Annotated in this window: 21 protein-coding genes and 1 pseudogene; 10 read left to right on the top strand and 12 right to left on the bottom strand. The window is 72.3% G+C overall.

The features are described 5' to 3' along the window. Positions 1–23: 23 nt before the first annotated feature. The 3 genes from MXD62_RS05960 (at position 24) to MXD62_RS05950 (ending at position 3,110) form a co-directional block, all read left to right on the top strand. Positions 24–1,013, top strand: a complete 990-nt coding sequence (locus MXD62_RS05960) for an aldo/keto reductase (RefSeq protein WP_248828426.1) — start codon at positions 24–26, stop codon at positions 1,011–1,013. Between the two features lie 104 nt (positions 1,014–1,117). Beyond that, a complete protein-coding gene (locus MXD62_RS05955) occupies positions 1,118–2,443 on the top strand; it encodes a TrkH family potassium uptake protein (protein ID WP_248828425.1) in 1,326 nt (441 codons plus the stop codon). Then, a complete protein-coding gene (locus tag MXD62_RS05950; RefSeq protein ID WP_248828424.1) occupies positions 2,436–3,110 on the top strand; it encodes a TrkA family potassium uptake protein in 675 nt (224 codons plus the stop codon). The genes MXD62_RS05955 and MXD62_RS05950 overlap by 8 nt, the downstream gene beginning before the upstream one ends. 35 nt (positions 3,111–3,145) lie before the next feature. Here MXD62_RS05950 and MXD62_RS05945 read toward each other — a convergent pair whose 3' ends face one another. Genes MXD62_RS05945 through MXD62_RS05935 form a run of 3 tightly spaced genes read right to left on the bottom strand, consistent with a single transcriptional unit; the run spans position 3,146 to position 6,218 of the window. Further along, the gene (locus MXD62_RS05945; RefSeq protein ID WP_248828423.1) at positions 3,146–3,877 is read right to left on the bottom strand and encodes an ABC transporter permease; all 732 of its coding nucleotides are present in this window, start codon (positions 3,875–3,877) and stop codon (positions 3,146–3,148) included. Then, entirely contained in the window at positions 3,874–5,472 is a 1,599-nt protein-coding gene (locus MXD62_RS05940) for an ABC transporter permease subunit (RefSeq protein ID WP_248828422.1), read from the bottom strand. Before MXD62_RS05940 ends, MXD62_RS05945 begins: the two co-directional genes overlap by 4 nt. Further along, positions 5,469–6,218 carry an ATP-binding cassette domain-containing protein gene (locus MXD62_RS05935; protein WP_308301200.1) on the bottom strand — a complete coding sequence of 250 codons (750 nt, stop codon included), beginning with the start codon at positions 6,216–6,218 and terminating at the stop codon, positions 5,469–5,471. Before MXD62_RS05935 ends, MXD62_RS05940 begins: the two co-directional genes overlap by 4 nt. 88 nt (positions 6,219–6,306) lie before the next feature. On the opposite strand from MXD62_RS05935, the gene MXD62_RS05930 reads away from it, so the two are divergent. Both MXD62_RS05930 and MXD62_RS05925 read left to right on the top strand, forming a co-directional pair. Beyond that, entirely contained in the window at positions 6,307–6,969 is a 663-nt protein-coding gene (locus tag MXD62_RS05930) for a response regulator transcription factor (protein ID WP_248828421.1), read from the top strand. Next, on the top strand, positions 6,966–8,057 hold the full coding sequence (locus MXD62_RS05925; protein ID WP_248828420.1) for a HAMP domain-containing sensor histidine kinase: 1,092 nt from the start codon (positions 6,966–6,968) through the stop codon (positions 8,055–8,057). The genes MXD62_RS05930 and MXD62_RS05925 overlap by 4 nt, the downstream gene beginning before the upstream one ends. A gap of 6 nt (positions 8,058–8,063) precedes the next feature. Here MXD62_RS05925 and MXD62_RS05920 read toward each other — a convergent pair whose 3' ends face one another. The 6 genes from MXD62_RS05920 to MXD62_RS05895 all read right to left on the bottom strand — a co-directional run bounded on the left by MXD62_RS05920 (position 8,064) and on the right by MXD62_RS05895 (position 15,294). Beyond that, positions 8,064–8,534, bottom strand: a complete 471-nt coding sequence (locus tag MXD62_RS05920) for a hypothetical protein (RefSeq protein WP_248828419.1) — start codon at positions 8,532–8,534, stop codon at positions 8,064–8,066. Between the two features lie 28 nt (positions 8,535–8,562). Then, positions 8,563–10,821 (bottom strand): hypothetical protein, encoded by a 2,259-nt coding sequence (locus MXD62_RS05915; protein ID WP_248828418.1) that lies wholly within the window; start codon positions 10,819–10,821, stop codon positions 8,563–8,565. Positions 10,822–10,955: 134 nt separating this feature from the next. Continuing rightward, positions 10,956–12,185 (bottom strand): hypothetical protein, encoded by a 1,230-nt coding sequence (locus MXD62_RS05910; protein ID WP_248828417.1) that lies wholly within the window; start codon positions 12,183–12,185, stop codon positions 10,956–10,958. An 11-nt stretch (positions 12,186–12,196) separates the two neighbouring features. Beyond that, entirely contained in the window at positions 12,197–13,705 is a 1,509-nt protein-coding gene (locus MXD62_RS05905) for an alkaline phosphatase (protein WP_248828416.1), read from the bottom strand. Between the two features lie 274 nt (positions 13,706–13,979). Next, the gene (locus tag MXD62_RS05900) at positions 13,980–14,642 is read right to left on the bottom strand and encodes a histidine phosphatase family protein (protein WP_248828415.1); all 663 of its coding nucleotides are present in this window, start codon (positions 14,640–14,642) and stop codon (positions 13,980–13,982) included. Positions 14,643–14,760: 118 nt separating this feature from the next. Next, positions 14,761–15,294 carry a GNAT family N-acetyltransferase gene (locus MXD62_RS05895; protein WP_285223967.1) on the bottom strand — a complete coding sequence of 178 codons (534 nt, stop codon included), beginning with the start codon at positions 15,292–15,294 and terminating at the stop codon, positions 14,761–14,763. A 252-nt stretch (positions 15,295–15,546) separates the two neighbouring features. Between MXD62_RS05895 and MXD62_RS05890 the strand changes: the two genes are divergently transcribed. Beyond that, positions 15,547–16,152 (top strand): MerR family transcriptional regulator, encoded by a 606-nt coding sequence (locus MXD62_RS05890; protein ID WP_308301199.1) that lies wholly within the window; start codon positions 15,547–15,549, stop codon positions 16,150–16,152. Beyond that, complete coding sequence (locus MXD62_RS05885; protein ID WP_248828412.1) at positions 16,149–16,652, top strand: nuclear transport factor 2 family protein; 504 nt, start codon at positions 16,149–16,151, stop codon at positions 16,650–16,652. Before MXD62_RS05890 ends, MXD62_RS05885 begins: the two co-directional genes overlap by 4 nt. Positions 16,653–16,870: 218 nt before the next feature. Here the strand turns inward: MXD62_RS05885 and MXD62_RS05880 are convergent, their stop codons facing one another. Beyond that, the gene (locus tag MXD62_RS05880; RefSeq protein ID WP_248828411.1) at positions 16,871–17,239 is read right to left on the bottom strand and encodes a hypothetical protein; all 369 of its coding nucleotides are present in this window, start codon (positions 17,237–17,239) and stop codon (positions 16,871–16,873) included. 472 nt (positions 17,240–17,711) lie between these two features. Here MXD62_RS05880 and MXD62_RS05875 point away from each other — a divergent pair, with 472 nt between their 5' ends. Both MXD62_RS05875 and MXD62_RS05870 read left to right on the top strand, forming a co-directional pair. Beyond that, complete coding sequence (locus MXD62_RS05875) at positions 17,712–18,032, top strand: helix-turn-helix domain-containing protein (protein ID WP_248828410.1); 321 nt, start codon at positions 17,712–17,714, stop codon at positions 18,030–18,032. 122 nt (positions 18,033–18,154) lie between these two features. Continuing rightward, complete coding sequence (locus MXD62_RS05870; protein WP_248828409.1) at positions 18,155–18,526, top strand: hypothetical protein; 372 nt, start codon at positions 18,155–18,157, stop codon at positions 18,524–18,526. Positions 18,527–18,617: 91 nt separating this feature from the next. Here MXD62_RS05870 and MXD62_RS05865 read toward each other — a convergent pair whose 3' ends face one another. Then, on the bottom strand, positions 18,618–20,609 hold the full coding sequence (locus tag MXD62_RS05865) for a serine/threonine-protein kinase (RefSeq protein ID WP_248828408.1): 1,992 nt from the start codon (positions 20,607–20,609) through the stop codon (positions 18,618–18,620). Positions 20,610–20,867: 258 nt separating this feature from the next. Here MXD62_RS05865 and MXD62_RS05860 point away from each other — a divergent pair, with 258 nt between their 5' ends. Then, the gene (locus MXD62_RS05860) at positions 20,868–21,458 is read left to right on the top strand and encodes an NUDIX hydrolase (RefSeq protein ID WP_248828407.1); all 591 of its coding nucleotides are present in this window, start codon (positions 20,868–20,870) and stop codon (positions 21,456–21,458) included. Positions 21,459–21,561: 103 nt separating this feature from the next. Here the strand turns inward: MXD62_RS05860 and MXD62_RS40080 are convergent. Beyond that, a pseudogene (locus tag MXD62_RS40080) lies at positions 21,562–21,852 on the bottom strand (ATP-dependent helicase); the annotation flags it as partial. Positions 21,853–22,161: the final 309 nt, after the last annotated feature.

Genomic DNA, 22,161 nt, shown 5'->3' with positions numbered 1-22,161 from the left:
GTGGTGGAGAGGAGTCCGATCTCGTGGAGTACGTCAAGCTGGGGTCGACCGGTCTGGAGGTCTCCCGGGTCTGCCTGGGCTGCATGAGCTACGGCACGCCGGGCAAGGGGAACTGGCCGTGGTCCCTGGACGAGGACGCGTCGCGGCCGTTCTTCCAGCGCGCGATCGAGGCTGGGGTCAACTTCTTCGACACCGCGAACGTCTACTCGCTGGGCCGCAGCGAGGAGATCACCGGCCGGGCACTGAAGGACTTCGCCCGCCGGGACGAGATCGTGCTGGCCACCAAGGTCCACTCCCGGATGCGGTCCGGCCCGAACGGGGCCGGCCTCTCCCGCAAGGTGATCATGCACGAGATCGACGCGAGCCTGCGGCGCCTCGGCACGGACTACGTCGACCTCTTCCAGATCCACCGCTGGGACGCCACGACGCCGATCGAGGAGACCCTGGAGGCGTTGCACGACGTCGTGAAGGCCGGAAAGGCCCGCTACATCGGTGCCTCGTCGATGTTCGCCTGGCAGTTCGCCAAGGCGCTGTTCGTCGCCGAGCGGCACGGCTGGACCCGCTTCGCGGTCATGCAAGATCATTATAATCTGCTGTACCGGGAAGAAGAGCGGGAGATGCTGCCGCTGTGCGCGGACCAGGGGATCGGCGTGATCCCGTGGAGCCCGCTGGCCCGCGGCCGCCTCACCCGCGACTGGGACGCCACCACGACCCGCGCCGAGTCCGACCCCTTCGCCCGCGCCTTCTACCAGGACGACGACCGGCTGATCGTCGAGGAGGTCGCCCGCATCGCCGACGAGCGCGGCGTGAGCCGGGCCCAGGTGGCGCTGGCCTGGGTGTCGCGAAACCCGGTCGTCACCGCGCCGATCGTCGGCGCCACGAAGCCCGAGCATCTCGAGGACGCGCTGGCCTCGCTGGAGCTGACCCTCACCGACGACGAGGCCGCCCGCCTGGAGGCCCCGTACCGGCCGCGGCCCGTCGCCGGGATCCAGGTGCCGCAGGGGCGCCGCTGACGTCCGCCGGCGCCCGCCGGAAGTCCGGGCCGGCCGGGATCGCGAGCATCCTCCGCCCGGAACGCGGCCGCCTGGCCCGTCGGCTGCGGCCCCGCAGCCCCTGGGTGGCGTTGCTGGCCCATCCGGTGCGGCTCGTGGTGCTGGGCTTCGCGGTCACGGTGGCCGCGACGGCACTGCTCCTGCTCGCACCGGTCGCGACCGAGTCCGGCCGGACGACGTCGCCGCTGGTCGCCGTGTTCACCGCGACCGGAGCCGCGAGCGGGGCGCTCGCCGTCGTCGACACCGGCGCCCACTGGACCACCTTCGGCGAGGTCGTGATCATGGGGGCGGTCCAGCTGGGCGGGCTCGGGTTCATGACCTCGGCGTCGCTGCTGGGACTGCTGGTGTCGCGCCGGCTGGGTGTGCGGATCCGACTGCTGGCCGCCGCCGAGACCCAGTCGTTCGGTCTCGGCGACGTGCGTCGGGTGGTGCGCGCGGTGGCCCTGGTGACCTTCACCGTCGAGGCTGTGATCGCCGCGGTGCTGTTCCTGCGGCTGTGGCTGACCTATGACAGGTCACCGGCCCGCGCCGCCTACGAGGGCGTGTTCCACTCGATCACCGCGTTCAACAACGCGGGTTACTCGCTCTACAGCGACAACCTCACGGGCTTCGTGGGCGACCCGGTCGTCATCCTGGCGGTGACCGTTGGCGTGATCCTGGGCGGGCTGGGTTTCCCGGTGCTGTTCGAACTGCGGCACGAGCTGCGGACTCCCCGGTACTGGTCCCTGCACACCCGGGTGACGCTGCTGGGCTACGGGATTCTGACGGTCGGCGGCACGACCGCCATCGCGGCGACGGAGTGGCGCAACGCCGCGACGCTGGGGGAGCACGGTGTCGGCGGCAAGCTGCTCGCGGCGTTCTTCGCCAGCATCAGCGCGCGTACCGCGGGCTTCAACTCGATCGACTACGCGGACGTGGACGCGAGCACGCTCGTCGTGACCGACGTGCTGATGTTCATCGGGGGCGGCAGCGCGAGCACCGCCGGCGGAATCAAGATCACAACCTTCATGATTCTCTTCTACGCCATCCTGGCCGAGGCCCGCGGCGACGAGACGGTGGACGCGTTCGGCCGCCAGGTCCCGCCGGCCGCGCTGCGCCAGGCGCTCGCGGTCGCGCTGCTCGGCGTCGCGCTGCTGGTCGTCGGCACGTTGTGCCTGCTCTCGGCCAGTGACCACACCCTTGACCAGGTCCTCTTCGAGGTCACCTCGGCCTTCGGCAGCGTCGGCCTGTCAACGGGGATCACCGGCGAGCTGCCCGCGTTCGGGCAGTGCGTGCTCATCGTGCTGATGTTCATCGGCCGGACCGGGCCGATCGCCGTCGCGTCGGCGCTGGCGTTGCGCGAACGGCGGCGGCTGTACCGGCTCCCCGAGGAAAGGCCCATCGTTGGCTAGCAGGCATCGCGAGGACGCCGTCCTCGTCATCGGTCTCGGTCGCTTCGGCAGCACGCTGGCGGAGACCCTGCAGGGGCTGGGACATCACGTGGTGGCCGTCGACTCCAACCACGACCTGGTCCAGCGCTGGTCCGGGAAGCTCACCCACGTGGTCGAGGCGGACGCCACCAGCGAGGAGGTGATGCGTCAGCTCGGCGCGCACGAGTTCCGGCAGGCGGTCGTCGCGATCGGCACCGGGATCGAGGCCAGCGTGCTGGCCACCGGTGTCCTCCTCGACCTGTCCGTCGCCGAGGTCTGGTCGAAGGCGATCACCCGCGAGCACGGCCGCATCCTGGAACGCATCGGCGTCAACCACGTCGTCTATCCCGAGCGGGACGCCGGTGAGCGGGTGGCCCACCTGCTGACCGGCCGGCTCATCGACTTCCTGGAGCTCGACGACAACTACGCGATAGCGAAGCTGCGCGCTCCACGCGCGATCTGCGGGCGGGCGCTGGAGAAGACGGCGCTGCGCAGCAGGTACGGGATCACCATCGTCGGAGCGAAGAAGCCCGGCGGCGAGTTCACCCACGCCGAGGCCGGAACGGTCCTCGACGTGGGCGATCTCGTGGTGATCGCCGGAAGGCCGGACCGGGTCGAGAGCTTCGCCGCCGAGATCGGCGGATCCTGAAACCGCTCGCCCGCTGTGGTGAGGCATCGCGGTGGTCAGGCGTCGTGCCGGGCGAGGAGCAGGCCGCCGGTGAGGAGCGCGGCCAGCGCCCACAGCGCGAGCACGCCGAGTCCCTGCCACGGTCCGATCGGCACGGCGTCGACGTCGCCGGTGGCCTGGACGGCGAGCCCGGCGCTCATCGGCCCGGCCTGCTGCAGGTGCCGCCGCCAGCCCGGGTCGGTGACCACCTGGGCGATGATCGGGAACACGTACAGCAGTCCCAGGACGATCCCGGACGCAGCCGCCGGGTTCCGCGCGGCGGTGGCCGTTCCCAGGCCCAGCAGGCCGATGAGGACGAGGTACAGCACGGAACCGACGGCCGCCCGGGGGACGACCTCGTACTCGGGAAGGATGAACCACCCGACGGTCAGGGACCCGAGGACGGCGGGCACGGCCGTCACCGCGACGACCCCGGCGACGACGACGGCCTTGGCGGCCAGGACAGTCGTCCGCCGGGGCAGCGCGGTGAGCGTGACCCGGACCATCCCGGTGCTGTACTCGTCGCCGATCACCAGGACCGCGAGGACGGCGACGACGGCCTGACCGACCTGGACCCCGGTGAGGCTCAGTCTCGTCAGGTCCTGCCCACAGCCTCCCGGCGCGCACCCGGTCGCCGCGGCCACCGCGGCGCTCGACCCGACCGTGCTCACGATCACGGCGAGCGCCAGCCCGAGCGTGCCGGGCGAGGTCCGCAGCTTGGTCCACTCGGCGTGCAGGGCCGATCTCACGCGCTCCTCCGCCGGAGGAGGACGGCGGCCGTGCCCAGGGCGAGGGCGGCCCACCCGGCGAGCACCCCGAAGCCGGCCCACGGGGCGAGGGGGAAGTACCCGTTCGCCGGCGTGTAGAGGTTGGCGACCTGCGGATACTGCGTCACCGTCTGCTGCAGCGCGAACGCCGCCGCCGGGCTCACCCGCAGCAGCCACCGCGCGGCCCCGTCCGGCAGGACGGTCATGGCCAGCAGATACGGCAGGACGAGCACGGCGACGGCGGTCGCCACCGCGGTGACACCGCGCCGCAGCAGCGCCCCCAGCCCGAGCGCCAGCACCGCGGCGACGGCGAGCAGCGCGGCGGTCCCGACGATCACGCGCAGCTCGGTCGGCGTCGTCGCGGGGTGGACGTAGACGCCGTTGCCGCGCAGCACGCGCTGGCCGAGGACGACGGCGACGGCGGCGGCGACCAGGCCGGTCACGAACGCGACGGCGCCGACCACGACGGCCTTCGCGGCGAGCAGCCGGCCGCGGCGGGGGCTGGCGGTCAGGGTGGTCCGGATGAGGCCGCAGCGGTACTCCGCGGTGATGAACCCGGTGCTGACGACGGTCACGACGAGCAACATCACGAAGGTTCCGGCGAGGGTCTGGGCGAGGGACACGCCGATACCGGCCGCGCCGGCGACGGCCGGGGCGATGTCGCCGGAGCCGGTCACCGCGAACACGCCGCCGGCGCGTTCGAGATCGCCGCCGGGAACCCGCGGCGCGGACCCCGGCATGCCGACGTTCTCACCCTTCCACGCCGGCCGCGTCACCTGGCCGGGCGCGCCGGCCGAGCGAGCCCCGCCCCGCACGAGGAGGTGGTCGAAGGTCCCGGTCGCCTCGGTCGGGCCGCCCGTGGTGCCGGTGCCGAGCGATCCGCCGACCCGCTCCGCGTGCTGCGGGGACGTCGTGAACAGCCCCGCCTCGACCGTCGGCGGCAGGCCGGCCAGCCGCACGGAGCCGACCGTGGTCCAGGTGGTGCCGTCCGGCGACTCGGCTCCGGTCACGGTGTCGCCGGTACGGGTGAGCCGCAGCCAGCGCGGGGAGTCGGTGCTGACCGGGCCGGACGTCCCGGCACGGTCGTGGGTGTAGTCGTACTGCATCCGAACGCCGTGGCCGCCGGTGACCAGGACCGCGGCGTAGGACGAGCCCTGCGCCGTGCCCGCCTTGAGGATGAGCCCGGCCTTGGACCACGGCGCGACGGCCGCGCGCGACCCGCGCGTGGGTATCCCGGGCGTGGACGCCTTGCGCGGCGACACCTCGTCCGGTCGCGACCTGTCCGGGTCTGGGTCCAGCAGGCGGCTGGTGAGCGAGGTGACGCGGACGGTGATGCTGCCGTCCCCGGTGAGCGGGCGGTGCGCGAAGGCGAAACTGTCGACGACGACCTCCCCGCCGGGCCCGACCGGCGGCACGCACTCCGACCCGGCCCCGTGCCGGCCGCATGAGCCCTGCATGCCTGGCAGCAGGCCCAACAAGATCGTCGCGCCCGCGGCCGCGACGGCCGCGACGACCCAGCCGCGGACGGTGCGGAACTTCGTGAACTCGGCGCGCAGCACCTGACCGAAGGCGTTCATCGGGCCCGCGCCGGGTCCACGGCGCGGAACTCGACCTCGTCGCGGGTGAGCGCCAGATAGACGTCCTCCAGCGTCGCCCGCTGCGCCCCCGGCGCGGTGGCCAGCAGGTGAGCCACCGGCGCGTCGGCGATGACCTTTCCGCGCCCGACCACCACCACGTGGTCGGCGGCTTCCTGTAGTTCGCTCATCAGATGGCTCGACACCAGGACCGCGCGGCCCTCGGCGGCGAGCGCGCGCAGAAGCCGGCGCATCCACACGATGCCCTCCGGGTCCATGCCGTTGAACGGCTCGTCGAGCAGGAGCGCCGGTGGGTCGCCGAGCAGCGCGGCGGCGATCCCGAGCCGCTGCCGCATGCCGAGCGAGAAGCCGCCGGCCCGGCGCCGGGCGACCGCCCGCAGGCCGGCCTGATCGAGAACCTCGTCGACGCGCCGGGCGGTGAGGCCCTGCGAGTGGGCGAGCCAGAGGAGATGGTTGCGGGCGGTCCGGCCGGGCTGCAGCGCCGCGGCGTCGAGCAGGGAGCCGACGTGGCGCAGCGGGTCGCGCAGGCCGCGGTAGGGATGGCCGTCGATGAGGGCGTCACCGGCGTCGGCCCTGTCGAGGCCGAGGATGACGCGCATGGTGGTGGACTTGCCCGCGCCGTTCGGGCCGACGAACCCGGTCACCTGCCCCGGCCGGACGTCGAAGGCCATCCCGTCGAGGGCGACGGTCCCGCGGAACCGTTTGTGGAGCCCGCGCACAGTAATCATGAGTCCGGGTTCTACGCGTGCGCCGGTGTCATCCCGGTGCCGGTGGACGACACCGGGCTGCCACCCGGGGCATGGCACCGTGATGGGCGTGCGTGTTCTGGTGGTCGAAGACTTCGAGATCCTGGCCCGGGCCCTGGGCACCGGGCTGCGCCGCGAGGGCATGGCGGTCGACGTGGTCCTCGACGGCGCCGACGCCCTCGATCACCTGGCGGTGACGCGGTACGACGTGGTGGTCCTCGACCGGGACCTGCCCGGCGTGCACGGTGACGAGGTGTGCCGGCGGATCGCCGCCGCGCACTCTGCGAGCCGGGTACTGATGCTGACCGCCGCGAGCACCGTCAAACAGCGCGTCGACGGACTCGGTCTGGGCGCCGACGACTACCTGCCGAAGCCGTTCGACTTCGCCGAGCTGGTGGCCCGGGTCCGGGCGCTGGGCCGCCGTCCCGCCGTGGCGCTGCCGCTGATCCTCGAGAGCGGGGATCTGACCCTCGACCCGACCCGCCGGGTCGCGTCCCGCGCCGGGCGCCGTCTGGACCTCAGCCCGAAGGAGTTCGCGGTCCTGCAGTGCCTGCTCTCCTCGGCCGGTCGGCTGCTCTCCGCGGAGGAGCTCCTGGAACGGGTGTGGGACGAGACCGCCGACCCGTTCACGACCGCCGTGAAGACGACGATCCGCCGCCTGCGGGCCAAGCTCGGTGATCCCCCGGTGATCCACACGGTCCGCGAGGGCGGCTACCGGCTCGGTGAGTCGTGACGCTCCGGTGGACGCTGCGCACGCAGCTCACCCTGCTCTACGCGGGCCCGTTCCTCGTGTCGGGCGTCCTGCTGCTCTCCGTGCCGATCCTGCAGACCCGCCAGTCCGTCCCCGTGGGAGTCCCGCCCGGCCTCGGGACGAGCGCCCCGCCCGGCCCGGACACGTCCCGTCTCCTCGCCGTCTCCGCGGTCGCCCTCGCCGCCCTGGTGGTGATTTCGATCATCCTCGGCTGGCTGGTGGCGGGCCGCTTCCTGCGCCCGCTGCGCACCATGACCGCGACGGCACGGGACATCTCCGCCACCAACCTGCACCGCCGGCTCGGGCCCCACCGGCGGCCCGGCGAGTTCACCGAGCTGGCGGGCACGCTGGACGACCTGTTCGAGCGGCTGGAGGCGGCGTTCGCGTCCCAGCGGCACTTCGTCGCCAACGCCTCCCACGAGCTGCGGACGCCCCTGACCGCCACGCGGACGGTGCTGCAGGTGGCCCTCGCCGACCCGGACGCGACGGTCGACTCGCTGCGGGCCGCCTGCCAGGACGTCCTCGCCCTCGGCGAAGCACAGGAGAGCCTCATCGAGGCGCTGCTCACGCTGGCCGGCGGCGAGCAGGGGGTGGAACGCAGGGAACCGTTCGACCTGGCGGTCGTCGCCCGCGGCGTCCTGCTGACCCGGCGGACCGGCGGCGTCGACGGCACCGGACGGGACGAGGGCGTCGAGGGCGTCGAGGTGACCAGCGCGCTCGGCGCGGCGCCGACGGCCGGCGACCCACGGCTGGTCGAGAGCCTGGTGGCGAACCTGGTCGACAACGCGCTGCGGCACAACATCCCCGGCGGACGAGTCGAGATCGCGACGGCGGCTACCAGGCACGGAGCACACCTCACGGTCCGCAACACCGGACCGGTCGTCCCACCGGACCAGGTCGAGCGGCTCTTCCAGCCGTTCCAGCAGCTCGGCGGCCAGCGGGTCCGGCGGGCCGCCGGGCACGGCCTCGGGCTGGCGATCGTCCGCGCCGTCGCGGGCGCGCACGGCGCCACCCTGACCGCGCGCGCCCGGCCCGAGGGCGGCCTGGACATCGAGGTCCGCTTCCCCTGAGCCGGTCTAAAGATCCACGCTGTCGTCGTCGACCGTGTCGTCGTCGACGAGGTAGATGCCGCCGTCGTCGAGGCCGAACGAGGCACCGTCAGCCCCGGAGCCGGCATCGCCGTAGTCGTCCGGGTGCTTCCACCCGTCATCATCGATGTGCTTCGCCTCGTGGGCCTCGTGGGCCTCGTCGGTCTGGTCGGCCCCGTCGGCCTCGTGCGGGTCCGAGTCGTGGAGCTTCGTCTCCTCCGCGCCGGACGCGTCGTGGTGGGTGCCCGTAGCCGTCTCGGCGTTCGAGCCGTGGCCCGGGTCGAGGTCCCAGTCGTGGTCCCAGCCATCGCCCCAGCCGGCGCCGTCGACGGAACCGGCGTCCAGGCCCGCGTCGCCGTGGCGGGTGACCGGGTCCGCCAGGCCCGGGTCGGCATGATGCCCGGCATAGTCGTCGGCGTAGGCGCGGGCCCGGTCGAACTGGCTGGTGAAGATCGACATTCCTGCTCCCCGCGGGTCAGAAGGTGGATCAGAAGTCGATGAAACGGGGCGTGGCGACGGTATCCCGGGCGGCCCGGAGATGGTCCGCGACCGCGCCCCGCCCGACCCGGATCCCCGCCCCCGCGGGATAGCGACGCAGCACGTCCAGCCGCGCGAGCCGGTACGCGACCGCGCGCAGCACCGCCTCCCGGGTGTGGACGGGCGCGTCACGCAGCTCGGACGTCATCCGCCGCGCGGTCTCCCACCGTGGCGCGAACAGGTTCTCGGTGAGGACGTAGCCGAGCACCGGCAGGGTGGTCGAGACGAGGACGTTCCACCGGTCGAGCAGCGTCGCCCAGCCGCGCGCGGACTGCGCCCCCAGCTGCGCGGTCCGCTTCTCGCCCTGTGTGTAACGGCTGTAGGCCTGGGTCGCCCCCGACACCAGGAAGACCGGGTTCAGCAGCGCGGCGACGCCCAGGGAGACCGCCGTCCCGGTGTAGTTGGGGCGTGGCAGCGCCGCCGGGTCCAGGTCGAGCAGCCGGGTCGCCTGGGCGGCGAGCTGCGCGGTCTCCGTCGCCGCCCGCTGCACCGGCGTCAGCGCCGCCCGCAGCCGACCCTCCTGTGCCTTCAGCCAGGCGGGCTCGGCGCCACCGGTCACCGGTTCCAGCAGCAGGGCGTCGCGGTGGCGCACGAACGCGGGCAGCACCGAGCCGACCTGGTCGAGATGGCGCTGCAGCTCGACCAGGCCCTCCGCGAGGGTCGCGGCCGTCCGTGCCCGCGCCTCGTCGTCCGTGGGCTGCGGCACCGCCCGGCCCAGCTCGGCCGCGGTGCCGTCACCGAGCAGCACGGCGTGCAGCTCGTAGAACGGCCCGAAGATCGTATAGAGGAAGTAGTCCTCCTCCAGCCCGACGGCCGCCCGCAGCATGTCGGGGACGGCCCGCGGCCCCGCGGTGGCATGCCGGCCGGCCACGATGTCGGTGTGCACCGCGCGGACCAGTTCGAGCTGGCCGACGATCGAGACCTCGGCGTCGCCGGTCGCCACCCGCAGACCGGCCCGCTGCTCCTGGGACGTCCCCTCGACCGCGCGCAGGGCCGTGAACGGCAGGCGCAGCTCCAGGCCGGGACCGCGGACCCGCAGCGCGTCCGGCCCGACCGCGCAGACGACCGGCCGGCCGTCGGCGAGCTCGGCCGGGTACGGGCCGTCCGCCAGGGTTCGCTCGGCGGCGGTGCGCAGCGCCGGATGCTCCAGCAGGCGCCGACCGAACACCGCCGACTCGCTCTGCACCGTCACCGGGCCGTGCTCCGGGTCGACGACGACGAACCGCTCGGCCGACCCGGCGACGCGCAGCCGCGAGTCGAACAGGTCGAACCTGGCCACCACCCGGGCGCTGTGATGCTCCTGCAGCTCGAGGGCGGTGTCGTCGAGCACGCAGTCGACCCTGGTGACCTCGGCGTCTCCCGCCAGGCCCCGCGCCGACACCGGGGCCGACGTCCCGATGGCGGCCGGCGCGTCCGAGGCGTCCGCCCGTACCGTCCCCGTTCCCGCCGCCGCCAGGAAGGCGTGCAGCACCTGCGGGGTGACCAGGTGCAGGACGACTCCGGTAAGGAACCGGCCGTCCAGGACGGCGCCGCCGCTGACCACCGCGACACTCGGGCCGCCCGGGCCGACGCCGATTCGGTTCAGCGGCCAGTCGAGCAGCGCCCGCCCGCGGGCCCGCAGCTCCAGCCGCCCGCCCCGCACGACCACGTACGCCGTCAGCTCCCGCGGCGCGGCGACGGCTGGTGTCGCCTCCATCGCGGACGGCGCGGCCGCGGTGGGCTCGGCCTCGTACAGCGGTGTCACCGAGACCGCGCACGGGCTGACGAAGGACGTCGAGGCCGCGTCCGCCAGCAGCGCGCCCCGCAGGCCTGTGAGCAGCGCGAGCGCCTCGGTCGGCAACGGTGCCACGGTGGACGCGGCGAACGCCCGTCCCGCCGGTAGCCGCAGGTCGACGACGAGGCGGCCGCTGTGCTCGACGAGCTCCACCGTCGCGCCCGGGTCGACGGCCGGCTCGAGCGCGGTCACGGTGGTGCCCCCACCGAGGACGTTCGTGTCATGGACGTAGGCCGCGGGGTGGTCGGTGAGCACCAGCCGGCGGCTGCCCATCCGGGAGAAGCCCTGCGATCCGTGCTCCCGGAGCGGGAACCACGCGCTGTCGAACACCACCTGCCCGCGGATCCGCTCCAGCCCACCGGAGGCGGGCCCGCCGCCGGCCGGTCCGAGGGACGCCCGGCTGGCGGACGGCGGGTCGAGCGGCGTCGGATGCACAGGCGGGTCCTCGGTCTCGGGCTTCTCGTGTTCCTCGCCGGATGCGGCTCAGCGGTGGCTACAGCCGACGTCCACGGAGTGGAACCCTATCCGCACGTTAGCGCGGATCATCCCCATCGATGCCGGCCCCCTGGTCACCAGGTGCTGTTGACCAGGCCGGTGCCCAGATACACCTGGTCGAAGCCGTTGCCGTCGTTGTCGTCGGTGTAGGCGATCACGATCTGGCCCCACGGGTTGACGCCGAGCGCCGGCTCGTTCTGCTTGCCGGCGACGGTGCTGTGGACCCGCAGCCGGGGCAGCCGGCCGGTGACCGTGCCGTCCGGGTTGAGGCCCTGGGCGTGGACGTCGGTGGACTCGCCCCAGGACACCACCGCGTTGCGCTGGTCGTCGATGCCGGTCTGCGGGTCCGCCCCGGGCAGGACGACCTCAGGCCCGGCCGCGTTCGCCGCGCTGAAGGAACGGGCGCCGACCTGCGCGCTCCCGTTCTGGTCGGTCTCCCACGCGACGACCTGGTCGCCGTTGAGGTTCGCGGCCACCGACGGGCGGAGCTGGTTCCCCGCGGTCGTCACGTTGGCGACGGACTGGGCCGCCTTCACCCCGCCCGAGGAGGTGAGGATCTTCCGGCCGATGTTGAACGACCCGTTGCCGTCACCGTCCTCGTCCCAGACGACGACGGCGTTGCCCGCGGCGTCCATCGCCACGTCGGGCCGGCGGTGGGTGCCGCCCGTCGCGTGCACCTGGACCTCGTAGGTCCTGGCCGACACCGACGCGAACCCGGACACCCGCACGGTCGGTGCCGCGGTGCCCTGGACGTCCTCGAACGCGACCGCGAACCCGGGGCCGTCCGGGTCCGCCGCGACGTGCGCGTTGAGCTGCTGCCCGTCGGCGTTCGCGTTGGCCTGGGCCGAGCCGGTCACCGTGCCCGCGGTGTTCACCGCACGCACGGCGATGTTGTAGTACCCGTTGCCGTCAGGGTCCTCCGCCCAGATGACCACCGCCGTGCCGTCCTCGTGCAGGGCGACGTCGGGCTGGACGTGCCGCCAGTCGCCGCTTCCTCCTGCCGACAGCTTCTTCTCGTACAGCGACGTCCCGTCGCGGTACAGACGGAGGTACACCTCGGTGCGAAGGGTGTCCTCGGGGGCCGTGGTGTCCAGGTCGTCCTCCCAGACCACGGCGGTGTAGCCGTTGCGGGTCGCGGACACCTCCGCGTTGTCCTGGTCGCCGGTGGCGTCGGAGTTGGCGGCCGTCCAGGTGACGTCGGCCGCCGTGGTCCCGTCCGCCGCCGCCGTGCCGACGAGCGCCCCGGCGAGGGTGACGGCCGCCGCGGCCCCGACGACCGCGACGCGAGTGCTGTGCCTGCGCATGCCTGCCCCGTTCACACCGTCTGGAGACCGGGGTTGCCGGCCTCGATCACGTAGCTCTGCACGGTGGTGGCCGCGCTGCCACGGACCGTGACCTGGTTGAGCACGCGGAAGTCCACCGTCATCTGGGTGGGTGTGGTGACGGTGCGGACGTAGCCGCGCCGGTTCCAGTTGAACTTCACATGCGGGTTGAGGCTGGACAGGCCGGTCCCGGCACCGGCGCCGTCCCCGCCCGAGGTGATCGAGCTGGACACCAGCTCGGTGCCGATCACCTTGTTCTGGGTCGCGTAGTCGTCCATGATGTCGGCCGCCCAGTGCTGGTGGACGTCCCCGGTGAGCACGACCGTGCTGGTGTTGCCGCGGGCCTGCCAGCCCGCCTGGATCCGGCCACGGTTGGCGGTGTAACCGTCCCAGGCGTCCATGCTCTTCGAGCCGTCGGCGGCGGCGAGGCGCTGGGCGAAGAACACCTGCTGGCCGATGATGTCCCAGGTACCCAGGCGCTGGCCGAGGCCGTCGAGCAGCCATGCCTCCTGCGTCGCCCCGGTCAGCGTGCGTGCCGGGTCGTCGGCCGCGGCGCAGACCTTCGTACCGTCACCGCACGCCTGGTCGTCCCGGTGCTGCCGGGTGTCGAGCATGTGGAAGGTGGCCAGGCTGCCCCAGCGCAGGCGCCGGTAGAGCTGCAGGTTCTCGTTGACGGGAACCTGCGCCGACCGCAGCGGCATGTGCTCGTAGTACGCCTTGTAGGCGGCCGCCCGGCGGGCGGTGAAGTCGCCGGCCGGACTGCTGTCGTTGCGGACGAGGTCGGCGTAGTTGTTCTCGACCTCGTGGTCGTCCCAGACCGGTATCCACGGCGCGGCGGCGTGCGCGGCCTGCAGGTCGGCGTCGGACTTGTGGAGCGCGTGCCGGACGCGGTAGTCGGCCAGCGAGCTGATCTCGGCGCTGGGCACGTGCGAGCGCACGCCGGACCCGGCCGCGCCCTCGTAGATGTAGTCGCCGAGGTGCAGGATGAGGTCCGGGTTCTCCTCGGCCATCCGGCGGTAGGCGGTGAAGTAGCCGGCCTCGTAGTGCGAGCACGAGGTGAACAGCATCTTCAGGACGGGGCTGGAGCCGACGGCCGGGGCGGTCCGGGCCCGGCCGACCGGCGAGATCTGGCCGGAGGCGCGGAAGCGGTACCAATACTCCCGGTTGGGCTGCAGGCCGCCGACCTCGACATGCACGCTGTGCGCCCAGGCCTGGACGGCGGAGACCGAGCCGCCGGCGGCGATCTGGGTGAAGTACTGGTCCGTGGCGACCTGCCACTCCACGGTGACGGCGCCGCTCGACATGCCGCCGAGCCCGTCCGCGGCGAGGGGCCTGGGCGCGAGGCGGGTCCACAGCACGAATCCGTCCGCGCTGGGCTCGCCCGAGGCGACGCCCAGCGTGAACGGATAGGAGGCGGCACGGGCCGCCGCGGCACCCGCCAGCACCGTTCCCACGCCCGCAATTCCGCCGAGAACGACGGACCGTCGGCTCACCTGGTTCATGAATGATTCCTACGACCTGCCGAAGCAACCGGAGGTGCGATCCAGAAAGCGTTCACGGCCCGTTGGCCAGTGCGACCCCAGGTCCCGTCTCGACGGATCATCCGTCATCTGCTCGACGCCTGGAACGGTCTATGCACACAGCACGGTTTATGGCATGGGAACCGGCCGCGGAAGAAACCAGGAGACGTGTTTCGCGCCAGGCTCGCCCACGGCGGCGGGGGATGTCGGGTCGAGCGGCGTCGAGCCGTTCAGGCACATGGCCGCGTACTGCCCGTCAGGGGCCGGATTCCCGCGCCGCGGGTGTGGGATGGGCGGACTCGATCTGATCGAGGTGTCGGGTGCTGTTGTGCTTGACGAGCTGCCAGCGTGCCGCCCCGAACTCCGGCGCGCGGTGCGACCACCAGGTGATCGAGCAGTGCGCCACGGCGAAACCGACCCCTGGGCGCGACGGCAGCCGCAGGAACCGTGTGTGGGCGGCCTCGACGGTCTCGGCGTGCGCGACGACGAGCACCCGCTGCTCCGGATGTCGTTCGATGATCTCTCCCAGAGCTGCCATCGCCCTGGCGAGGTACTGGTTCCAGCTTTCCGCGCCCTCGGCGAACGGCCGGTCCGGCTCGTCGCCGGGGCTGGCACCGAACGCGGCCCAGATCTCCGTCCAGGGCCGGCCGTCCGCGACGCCGTGCTGCGGCCCCGCCAGTGCCGGCTCGACGGTGACCGGCACGCCGAGCCCGCCGGTGGCGAGTTCCGTGGTCTCCCGGGCACGGCGCCTCGACGAGACGTAGACGGCGTCGAAAGGCTGGTCGTCGTGCATTCGGCGAAGCCGCCTGCCGAGCTGCCGCGCCTGGTCACGGCCGCGTTCCGTCAGTCCGGTGCAGCCGATCTCGCCGCCCGCGACACGTCTGAGATTGCAGTGCGCCTCGCCATGCCGCGCGAACAACAGATCCGTCCCCACCGCCGCGATACCCCCGTCCCGGAACGCGCCTGTCGCTGAGGGTGTCACGCGCCGCCATGAGATGCGTGCCGATTCGCGGAGGACGGGGCCGGGAGTACAGAGCTCAGCTGACGGATCTGGACATTGAACCTGGCGCCCAAGGATCGGGCGTGTGTGCGGAGCCGGTGTCGCGGCGCCACTGCATCCACCGCTGGAGACCGGTCAGGGACGTGAAGCCGCTTGCGGCGTAGTGGGCGTGCGCGTCGTTCGTCACCAAAGTGAACTGCGAGATGCCGCGCAACAGCCGATGCTGGAGCAGCCCGCAGACCAGCCAGCGCCCGACCCCTTTACCGCGATGATTCGCGTCGACGTAGACGTCGTCGATGAATCCGACGGCCACCCGGTCGGTCACGCAACGGGCGACTCCCCGCTGCCGACCAGCCGGATCGTAGACGCCCACGGTGAGGGAATGGTCAAGCGAGGTGTTCACGGCCTCCTGGCTACGGCCCCGCGACCAGGCGGCCTCCAACGACAACCACCTCCACACCTGGTGGCGGTCCAGGAGTTCAGGACGGTCCGACAGTCGCCACCCCTCGGCCTGTAACGCCTGCCAGGGCGGGCTCGCTGGTTCATCCAAAGAGGTGATCACTTCTTTCATTGTGCCGCCGGTTGTAGGTTCTCGCCACGCTTGGCGTCGGGCGCTCAGCCTACCTGGCCCGATGCAAGCTTTCTCGTTGGTCTGCCGCCGGGCTTTCTCTCATCGACCTGTGCTTTTTCCCTGCGGTTGCCGATGTGACGGGACGCACGAGGCTGGCGACCAAAGATCGATAGCCTCACCGCGCCCTTGAACCCGACGTTACGTCAGGTCCTACGGTGGGTCCTGCGGCACTAGGAAAAGGGAGGTTGGCGTGTGCGGCAGGACAGTACGTGGACGATAGGCGGGCTGGCTCGTGAGACCGGACTCACGGTGCGGACGCTGCACTACTATGACCAGCTCGGCTTGCTGTCGCCCCTGTCGCGGACCGAGGGCGGGCATCGCTGCTACACCGCGGACGACGTGCGCCGCCTGCACCGCATCGTCGCGCTGCGCAGCCTGGGCATCTCCCTGAAGGAGATCGGGGCGCTCTTGGACGGTGAGCCCGATCCGGTCGGCCTGCTGAGCCGTCAGCTCGACGCCGCGGAAGAGCGCATCCGCGCGGCCGTCAGCCTGCGCGCGCGGCTGCTCGACGTGCTGATGTGCCTCAGCCGGAATGCCGAGCCCTCCGTAGGTCAGCTACTGCAGATCATCGAGGAGACAGCCGTGGTGAATGAGCCAATGACCCCACAGCAGCTCGCGAAGCTCCAACAAGAACGCCAACGGCGGGTGCGCGAGCTGAGCGACGAGGAGTTCGCCGCGCTCAGGCGGAAAAGGGATGACACGTGGAGCGCGCTGAGCCGCCAGGACCAGGAGCGCCTCACGGAGCAGCGCCGCAGGACACTCCCTGCCGCCGGCGGCGGAACGGAGGGCCGGTCATGACGCTCACTGCCTCCGAGTTGGCCGACCGTGCCGAGATCACCGGCCTGGTGAGCCGCTACTTCAGCACGGTCGATGACAAGCGCCTCGACCGTGCAGTGGTCGAAGCGGTTTTCTGCCCCGGCGGGCGCCTCGTGCGCCCCAATGGCGCGGCGCTCACCGGCCCTGAAGCCATCGCCGCCGGGCAGAACGAGAGCTTCGCCCGGTTCCGGGCGACCCACCACGTCAGCTCCGACTACGTCTTCGACCTCGACGGCGACACCGCCCGGCTCCGCGCCAACATGATCGCCATGCACCTGTGGGCCGATACCGAACGAGATCCCAACGCGCTGCAAACGCACTTCGTAGCAGGCGGCGTGCTCCGCGCTCTCGCGGTGCGCACCGGGCAAGGCTGGCGCCTCAGCGAGCTGGCACTGCACAACACCTGGCGAACCGGGACCGGGTTCGCCGCCGTACTCGCGACCGGAAGGCAAGCCGCTGCATCGTTGACGGCGGCTAGCTAGGAAAGAAGACCCACGGCCGACGAGGTAGGACGCTGCCATCCGCATCCTGGCGTCCTGGCCCCGCCCGACGATGGCATCCCGTGTCCCCAGGCGAGGCTGGCAAGCCAGGCGGACGCGATCCGGGTTCCGGGGCACGTCGACATTCCTGCGGTGGGTGGTGCGCCGGGACTTGCGCGCACCACCCACCGGTCAGATCGTCGGGAGATCCGGCCGGGTTGTCAGGCGACGAGGTTCACGTTGAGAACCTGGCCGACCGCCGGGTGACGTAGGAGGAAGCTGGTCGGGTGATACGTCCGCTGGCCCGCGACGTCGCATCTCACCTGGACGGTCGCGGTGCTGGGGACGGAAGGATTGGCGAAGACGACCGAGAAGCGCCCGCCCACGCCCACCGAGGCGCCGTGCGACTCCCCGCCGCCGCTGATCAGCAGCGACTCGGCCGAGCCGATCCTGCATTGGACGGTTCCGGCGACCGCCAGCGGGCCCGTCATGGCGGCGCTGGCCGGCGCCGCGGCCAGCGGAATCACGGCCAGCGGAGCTCCGATTCCGGCGATCAGGGCGAAGGTCTTGATCCTCGAAATTCCTCGCAAGACGCACCTCCGTCGCCCGTCAACTAACTGGGCGCGTTCGGTGTACCCGAGATGACTCTGTGTTAATCGATGGTCGTGGCGGCCTCGGTGGCTATGTGCAGCTACTTGACCTCGATGATCTGACGAGCCAGATCCTGTTCGGAGATGCAAATTTATAAATAAAAATGACTGATTCGTGGAAGGCGGTTCGGGGGGGTCGGGGTGGCTCACGATCCGGCGTCCCTGCTCCGCTCCCACGCCGAGCCACGCGGCGATGTCGTGCGTCGTCCACACGGGGACGTGGCTTAGTTGTGGTCACAGCAAAAGCCTGGTGGGTACAGCTGATTTAACCCGCTACTGTGGGTTATCCCTCCCAGTGGGGCGGCCCCGCCCGGTGTTAGCAGCACCGGAACGGGGCCTCGATCCGAACCCTGTCAACCCAGGAGCCCGAACCGTGCCATCCAGCATTCCACAACGCTCTGCCGTCTCCGCGATGTACTCCCACGTTCGCGCGCTCACGCTCGCCCCGACCGCCGTCGGCGGCCGGCTCGTGTCCGTGCGTGTCCTGCGCTCAGTCCTGCTCGCGATCGCCTACTACCTCGACGCGGCGGACTGGTCGGGAGCGTTCCCGTCGATGCCCACGCTGGCCGCGCGCGCCGAGGTGTCGGTGTCCACCGCCCGGCGCGCGGTGCGCGCCCTGGAATCGGCCGGCGTCCTGGTCACCGAGCTCGGTGGCGGCCGCCGGTCGGAACCGGTACCGCCTGGTCCGCCCAGCGCCAGCGCCGGCACCAGGGCCGGCACCGGCTTCGAATAATGAGGACCGGGCACCCCGGTCACCAGGACCGGCGACCCCCCCAGGGTTCCACCTCGCGCTCTCCCGGGGGGAGAACGCGGCGGCCGCGCTGGCCGGCGGCCACGTCGAGGCGGGGACGGACGGTGCCGGACGATCTGCGGCCGCTCGCGGACGCGCTGACGGCCCGGGGGCTGCGCGCGTCGTACGCCCTGACGCCGGGTCAGACCGACGGTGTGCGCGCTGTGCTGAGGCGTGCCGGGGTGGGAGCGATGGTCGCGGCCGCCTACCGGGCGCACCGGGCGGCTGATCCGGCCCGGTGGTGGTCGGCCTGGCTGAACATCTGGTCGGGCCTGCACACCCCGGCCCCGCCGACCGGCTCGGCGCCAGCGCCAGCGCCAGCGCCAGCGCCGGTTCCGGTCCCGGTCCCGGTGGTCGGTGACGCGGTGGCGGGGGTCGCCGCCTGCCGTGCCGTGCTCGTCGCGGCCGGACGGGGCCGAACTGGTGGCGCCCGGTAGTAGGGCGCCGCGTTGGTCAGATTCTCCGGGTGGCGAAGCGCGCGGGCTCGCACATGACGGTGGGGGCGCCGGTCTCGGTGGCCTCGGGTCCTCAGCGCAGGGTCGAGGTGATCCACGGCTCGCAGGTGTCGGCGCTCTGGTGGTTGGTGTCCCATTTGCAGCCCCGCCACCGGAAGGAGAGGATCTCCGACTGGGCGCCGGCGATGGAACCCGACCACTCGACCGGGTCGCAGTCCCCGGAAAGATATTTGCTGCCCTCACGCGGGTTCCCCTGCGAATCCTGGTAGGCGTACTGGACGTAGATGCTCCAGGCATCGCCGCAGGCGACGTCCTTGACCGTGAAGGAGTTCCGACCCTTCTCCAGGTTGGCGGTTCCACTGTTGAACCAGACCCAGCCGGCAGTGCCACCGGCGCCGTGCAGGACGAGCTGGCTGGTCGTCCCGCCGTCCGGGTCGGGCGGCGGGCGGGTGGTGGACGGCACCGGCGGGGCTGGTGCCGGTGCGGCTGGTGCCTGTGGGTTCGGCGCCTGTGGATTCGGTGTCGGCGTCGGGTTCGGTGGCGCGCCGGCCGTGGGCGCGGCTGTGGGGCCGGCGGTTCCGGGGCGCTGCGGCAGCTGCCCGGGATCCGGTGCGCCGGCAGCTCCGTCCGGGGTGCTGTCGCCCGCCGCCGGTGACCCGGAAGGATCCGCGTTCGGCAGGGCCGAGGTCGCTGTGGCGGTGGGGGCCGGTCCGGTCGGGTCGGCGGGCGGAGCGGACGACCGGGAATCGGATCCGGGGCGGAGGGTGGCGGCGCCGCCCGCGAGCGGACTGTTCCCGGAGGGACGGCCCGCGGTGATCAGCATCGCCAGGCCCGCGCCCATGACGAGGAGCGCCACCGCCACCGCCACCAGCGCGCGCGGCGGGCGGCGGCCGATCGAGGTGATGAGCCACGTCACCCAGCGAACGGGGAGGTCTCTCAGTCGTGATGGCGGGCCTGGCTGCGGTGATGGCGGGTCGGGTAGCTGCGGTGACGCCTCGTCCGGCGCGGGATCCGGGTCCGAAAGCGGGTCCGGCGTACGGGGCGCCGGGACCAGCGGTACCGACGTCACCGGCGGGCGCGCCCATTCGCCGCCAAGCCCGCGGACGGCCGCCTCAGTGTCCGCCAGGTCGGACGCCAGGCCGGAGGCGTCCCGTTCCAGGATCTCGGCGACCAGCTCGATCGCGCTCGGCCGCTGGTCGGGGACCTTGGCCAGGGCACGTCGCAGCAATGGCCGCAGATCTTCCGGCACGCCGTCGAGGTCGGGCTCGGCGTTCAACCTACGCAGCGCGGACGCAACCGGTGTGTTCACCGGCGAGCCGGTGAACGGCTGGCGCCCGGTCGCCGCGAAGGCCACACAGAGGGCCCATGCGAACACATCCGCCGCTGGCCCGGCACGCTCGCCGAGGAGCTGTTCGGGCGCCATCCAGGCGGCCGTTCCGATGACGTTCCCGGTGTCGGTCAGTGCTGTCTCGTCGAGGGCGCGGGCGATACCGAAGTCGACGACCTTCGGACCATCCCGTCCGAGCAGAATGTTCGCGGGTTTGAGGTCACGGTGTACGAGCCCCACCTGGTGCACGGCGACGAGCGCGCTCGCCAGGCCCGCGGCGAGGCTGACCGCCCGGCGTCCGTCGAGGTGGCCTTCCTCCGCCACGGCCCTGGCCAGGGTGACGCCGTCCACGTATTCGGTGGCCATCCACGGCGGCTCCGCGTCGACATCGGCGGCCCGCACCTCGGCGACGAAACCGCTCCGTACCCGCCGCGCCGCGGCCACCTCCCGGCGGAACCGTGCGTGGAACTCCTGGTGGGCGGCCAGATCGGGTCGGATGATTTTCAATGCTGCCGGCTGGTCGTCCGCGCCGAATGCGAGATAGACGACGCCCATGCCGCCTGAGCCGAGCCGCCCGTCCAGCCGGTACCCGCCCACGCTCCTGGGGTCGGCCTCGGTCAGCGCTGCCAGCACGCCCCGCCCCCTGTCGTCCTGCCCCGAGGCGCCCTGCGCAAGGAGCTCATCGCTGACCGCGGCCGAGCCGATCATCGTCACCTTGCTCGCGCTTACGATCGGCAACCACGTGACTTGTCGGCGTTCGAGTGAGGTTTCGAGGTTGGTGGCGGTTCACGCAGGACCGTGGTGGTGGGGGGACGTCCGCGAGGCTGGTGGCGGGGCTGAGGCCCCAGGCCAGGGCGGGAGTTGCGTCAGGCGGCGGAAGCGGCCGCTTACCGCCCGCCAGGCCCGCGATCCGCGACCCTACCCGCCCTACCCTGGGAACGCGGCGCCGAACTCGTCGGCCTGCCGGGTAGCCATCCGCACCGAAGCGAGGAGACCGTGCCAGCTGGCGACGGAGGTTTCGTCGTTCGCGACACCCGCATCGCCTACGAGAACCCGTGGATGCGGGTCCGGGAGGATGTCCTCGTCCGGGCGGATGGCAGCCCCGGCCTTTTCGGTGTGGTCGAGAAGCCGGACTTCGCCCTGATCATCCCCGTCGATACCAATGGCGTGTGGCTGGTCGAGCAGTTTCGCCACCCGGTCGACGGCCGCTACTGGGAGTTCCCGCAGGGGTCCTGGGAGGATCGGCCGGAAGTCGGGCCCGCGGACCTGGCCGAGGCCGAACTACGGGAGGAGACCGGGCTCCGGGCCGGCCGGCTCGACCATCTGGGTCAGATCTTCACCGCCTACGGCTACGCCGACCAGGCGTGTCAGGTCTGGCTGGCGACCGAGCTCTCCCACGGACAGCGCGAGCTCTCCGTGGAGGAGCAGGATCTCGTGACACGTCGATTCAGCCACCGTGAGTGGGGCGACATGCTTGCTGGAGGAGTCATTAAGGACGCCTCGTCCCTGGCGGCCTGGGCGCTGCTGTGCGCGAGCCCGCTGCGGGAGCGGGCATTCGGACGAGCGGTCAGGTTTCCAGGGTCGTGAAGCGGACGGGTTCGCGCAGGACGGTGGTGGCGGCGGGGAGGTCGGCGAGACGGGTGGCGAGAGTCGCTTCGGCCAGACGCGGAGGTAGCGCGGTGTTGAACTTCAGGCCGGCCAGCACCTTCGCCGCGTTCGTCACCGATCCGACGTAGTCCAGCTCGACCTCACCCGGCGGCGCCGCGACCGGCCCGGCCACCGTAACCGGCCAGAGGGCCGCAGAGGGTCTGAGGGCCGCGGAGGGCGCGGGAGTCGTCGCCGGCGAAGGCCGCCGGGACGAGGCGGTCGGCAGATCCGGTGCTATGACGTGGGCCGGGCGCCGGCGCGCGCCCGAGCCCTACAGCCAGCGCAGCAGCTCGGCCGGGTTCCCCACTGTCGCGGACAGGCCGATGACCTGCAGCTCCCAGAGCGGCTCCGTCACGGTGGCAGGCAGACCGCCCGGTGCCGCGTCCCGCGAGACGGGCGTGGTGTTCCGCGGAACACGATGATCACCGTGCGCCGCCGCCTGCTCGGCGGCGATGATCCGGCGCAGTCGTTCCAGGACGGCGAGCTGCGGAGTGGTGGACCTGGAGCAGCAGTGACTCTTCCTGTCGCGGCGGCTACTCCTGCGGCCACGGTCTGGCGCCCGCCGTGGCCGTGTGGGGCGTGCGGGGCGTGTGGTGTGGGCGCGAGCCGCCTCCGGACCTGTGGTAACGGAGTTTGTCGACCA

This window comes from Frankia sp. Mgl5 (assembly GCF_023242985.1).
GTDB lineage: Bacteria > Actinomycetota > Actinomycetes > Frankiales > Frankiaceae > Parafrankia > Parafrankia soli.
This window is presented reverse-complemented; position numbering and strand designations above follow the sequence as displayed.

Bases quoted from the DNA above. Each gene is read 5' to 3' on its own strand.
- MXD62_RS05940 (WP_248828422.1), bottom strand. From the start codon at position 5,472: ATGAACGCCTTCGGTCAGGTGCTGCGCGCCGAGTTCACGAAGTTCCGC.
- MXD62_RS05910 (WP_248828417.1), bottom strand. From the start codon at position 12,185: ATGCGCAGGCACAGCACTCGCGTCGCGGTCGTCGGGGCCGCGGCGGCC.
- MXD62_RS05920 (WP_248828419.1), bottom strand. From the start codon at position 8,534: ATGTCGATCTTCACCAGCCAGTTCGACCGGGCCCGCGCCTACGCCGAC.
- MXD62_RS05895 (WP_285223967.1), bottom strand. From the start codon at position 15,294: ATGAAAGAAGTGATCACCTCTTTGGATGAACCAGCGAGCCCGCCCTGG.
- MXD62_RS05885 (WP_248828412.1), top strand. From the start codon at position 16,149: ATGACGCTCACTGCCTCCGAGTTGGCCGACCGTGCCGAGATCACCGGC.
- MXD62_RS05935 (WP_308301200.1), bottom strand. From the start codon at position 6,218: ATGATTACTGTGCGCGGGCTCCACAAACGGTTCCGCGGGACCGTCGCC.
- MXD62_RS05875 (WP_248828410.1), top strand. From the start codon at position 17,712: ATGTACTCCCACGTTCGCGCGCTCACGCTCGCCCCGACCGCCGTCGGC.
- MXD62_RS05905 (WP_248828416.1), bottom strand. From the start codon at position 13,705: ATGAACCAGGTGAGCCGACGGTCCGTCGTTCTCGGCGGAATTGCGGGC.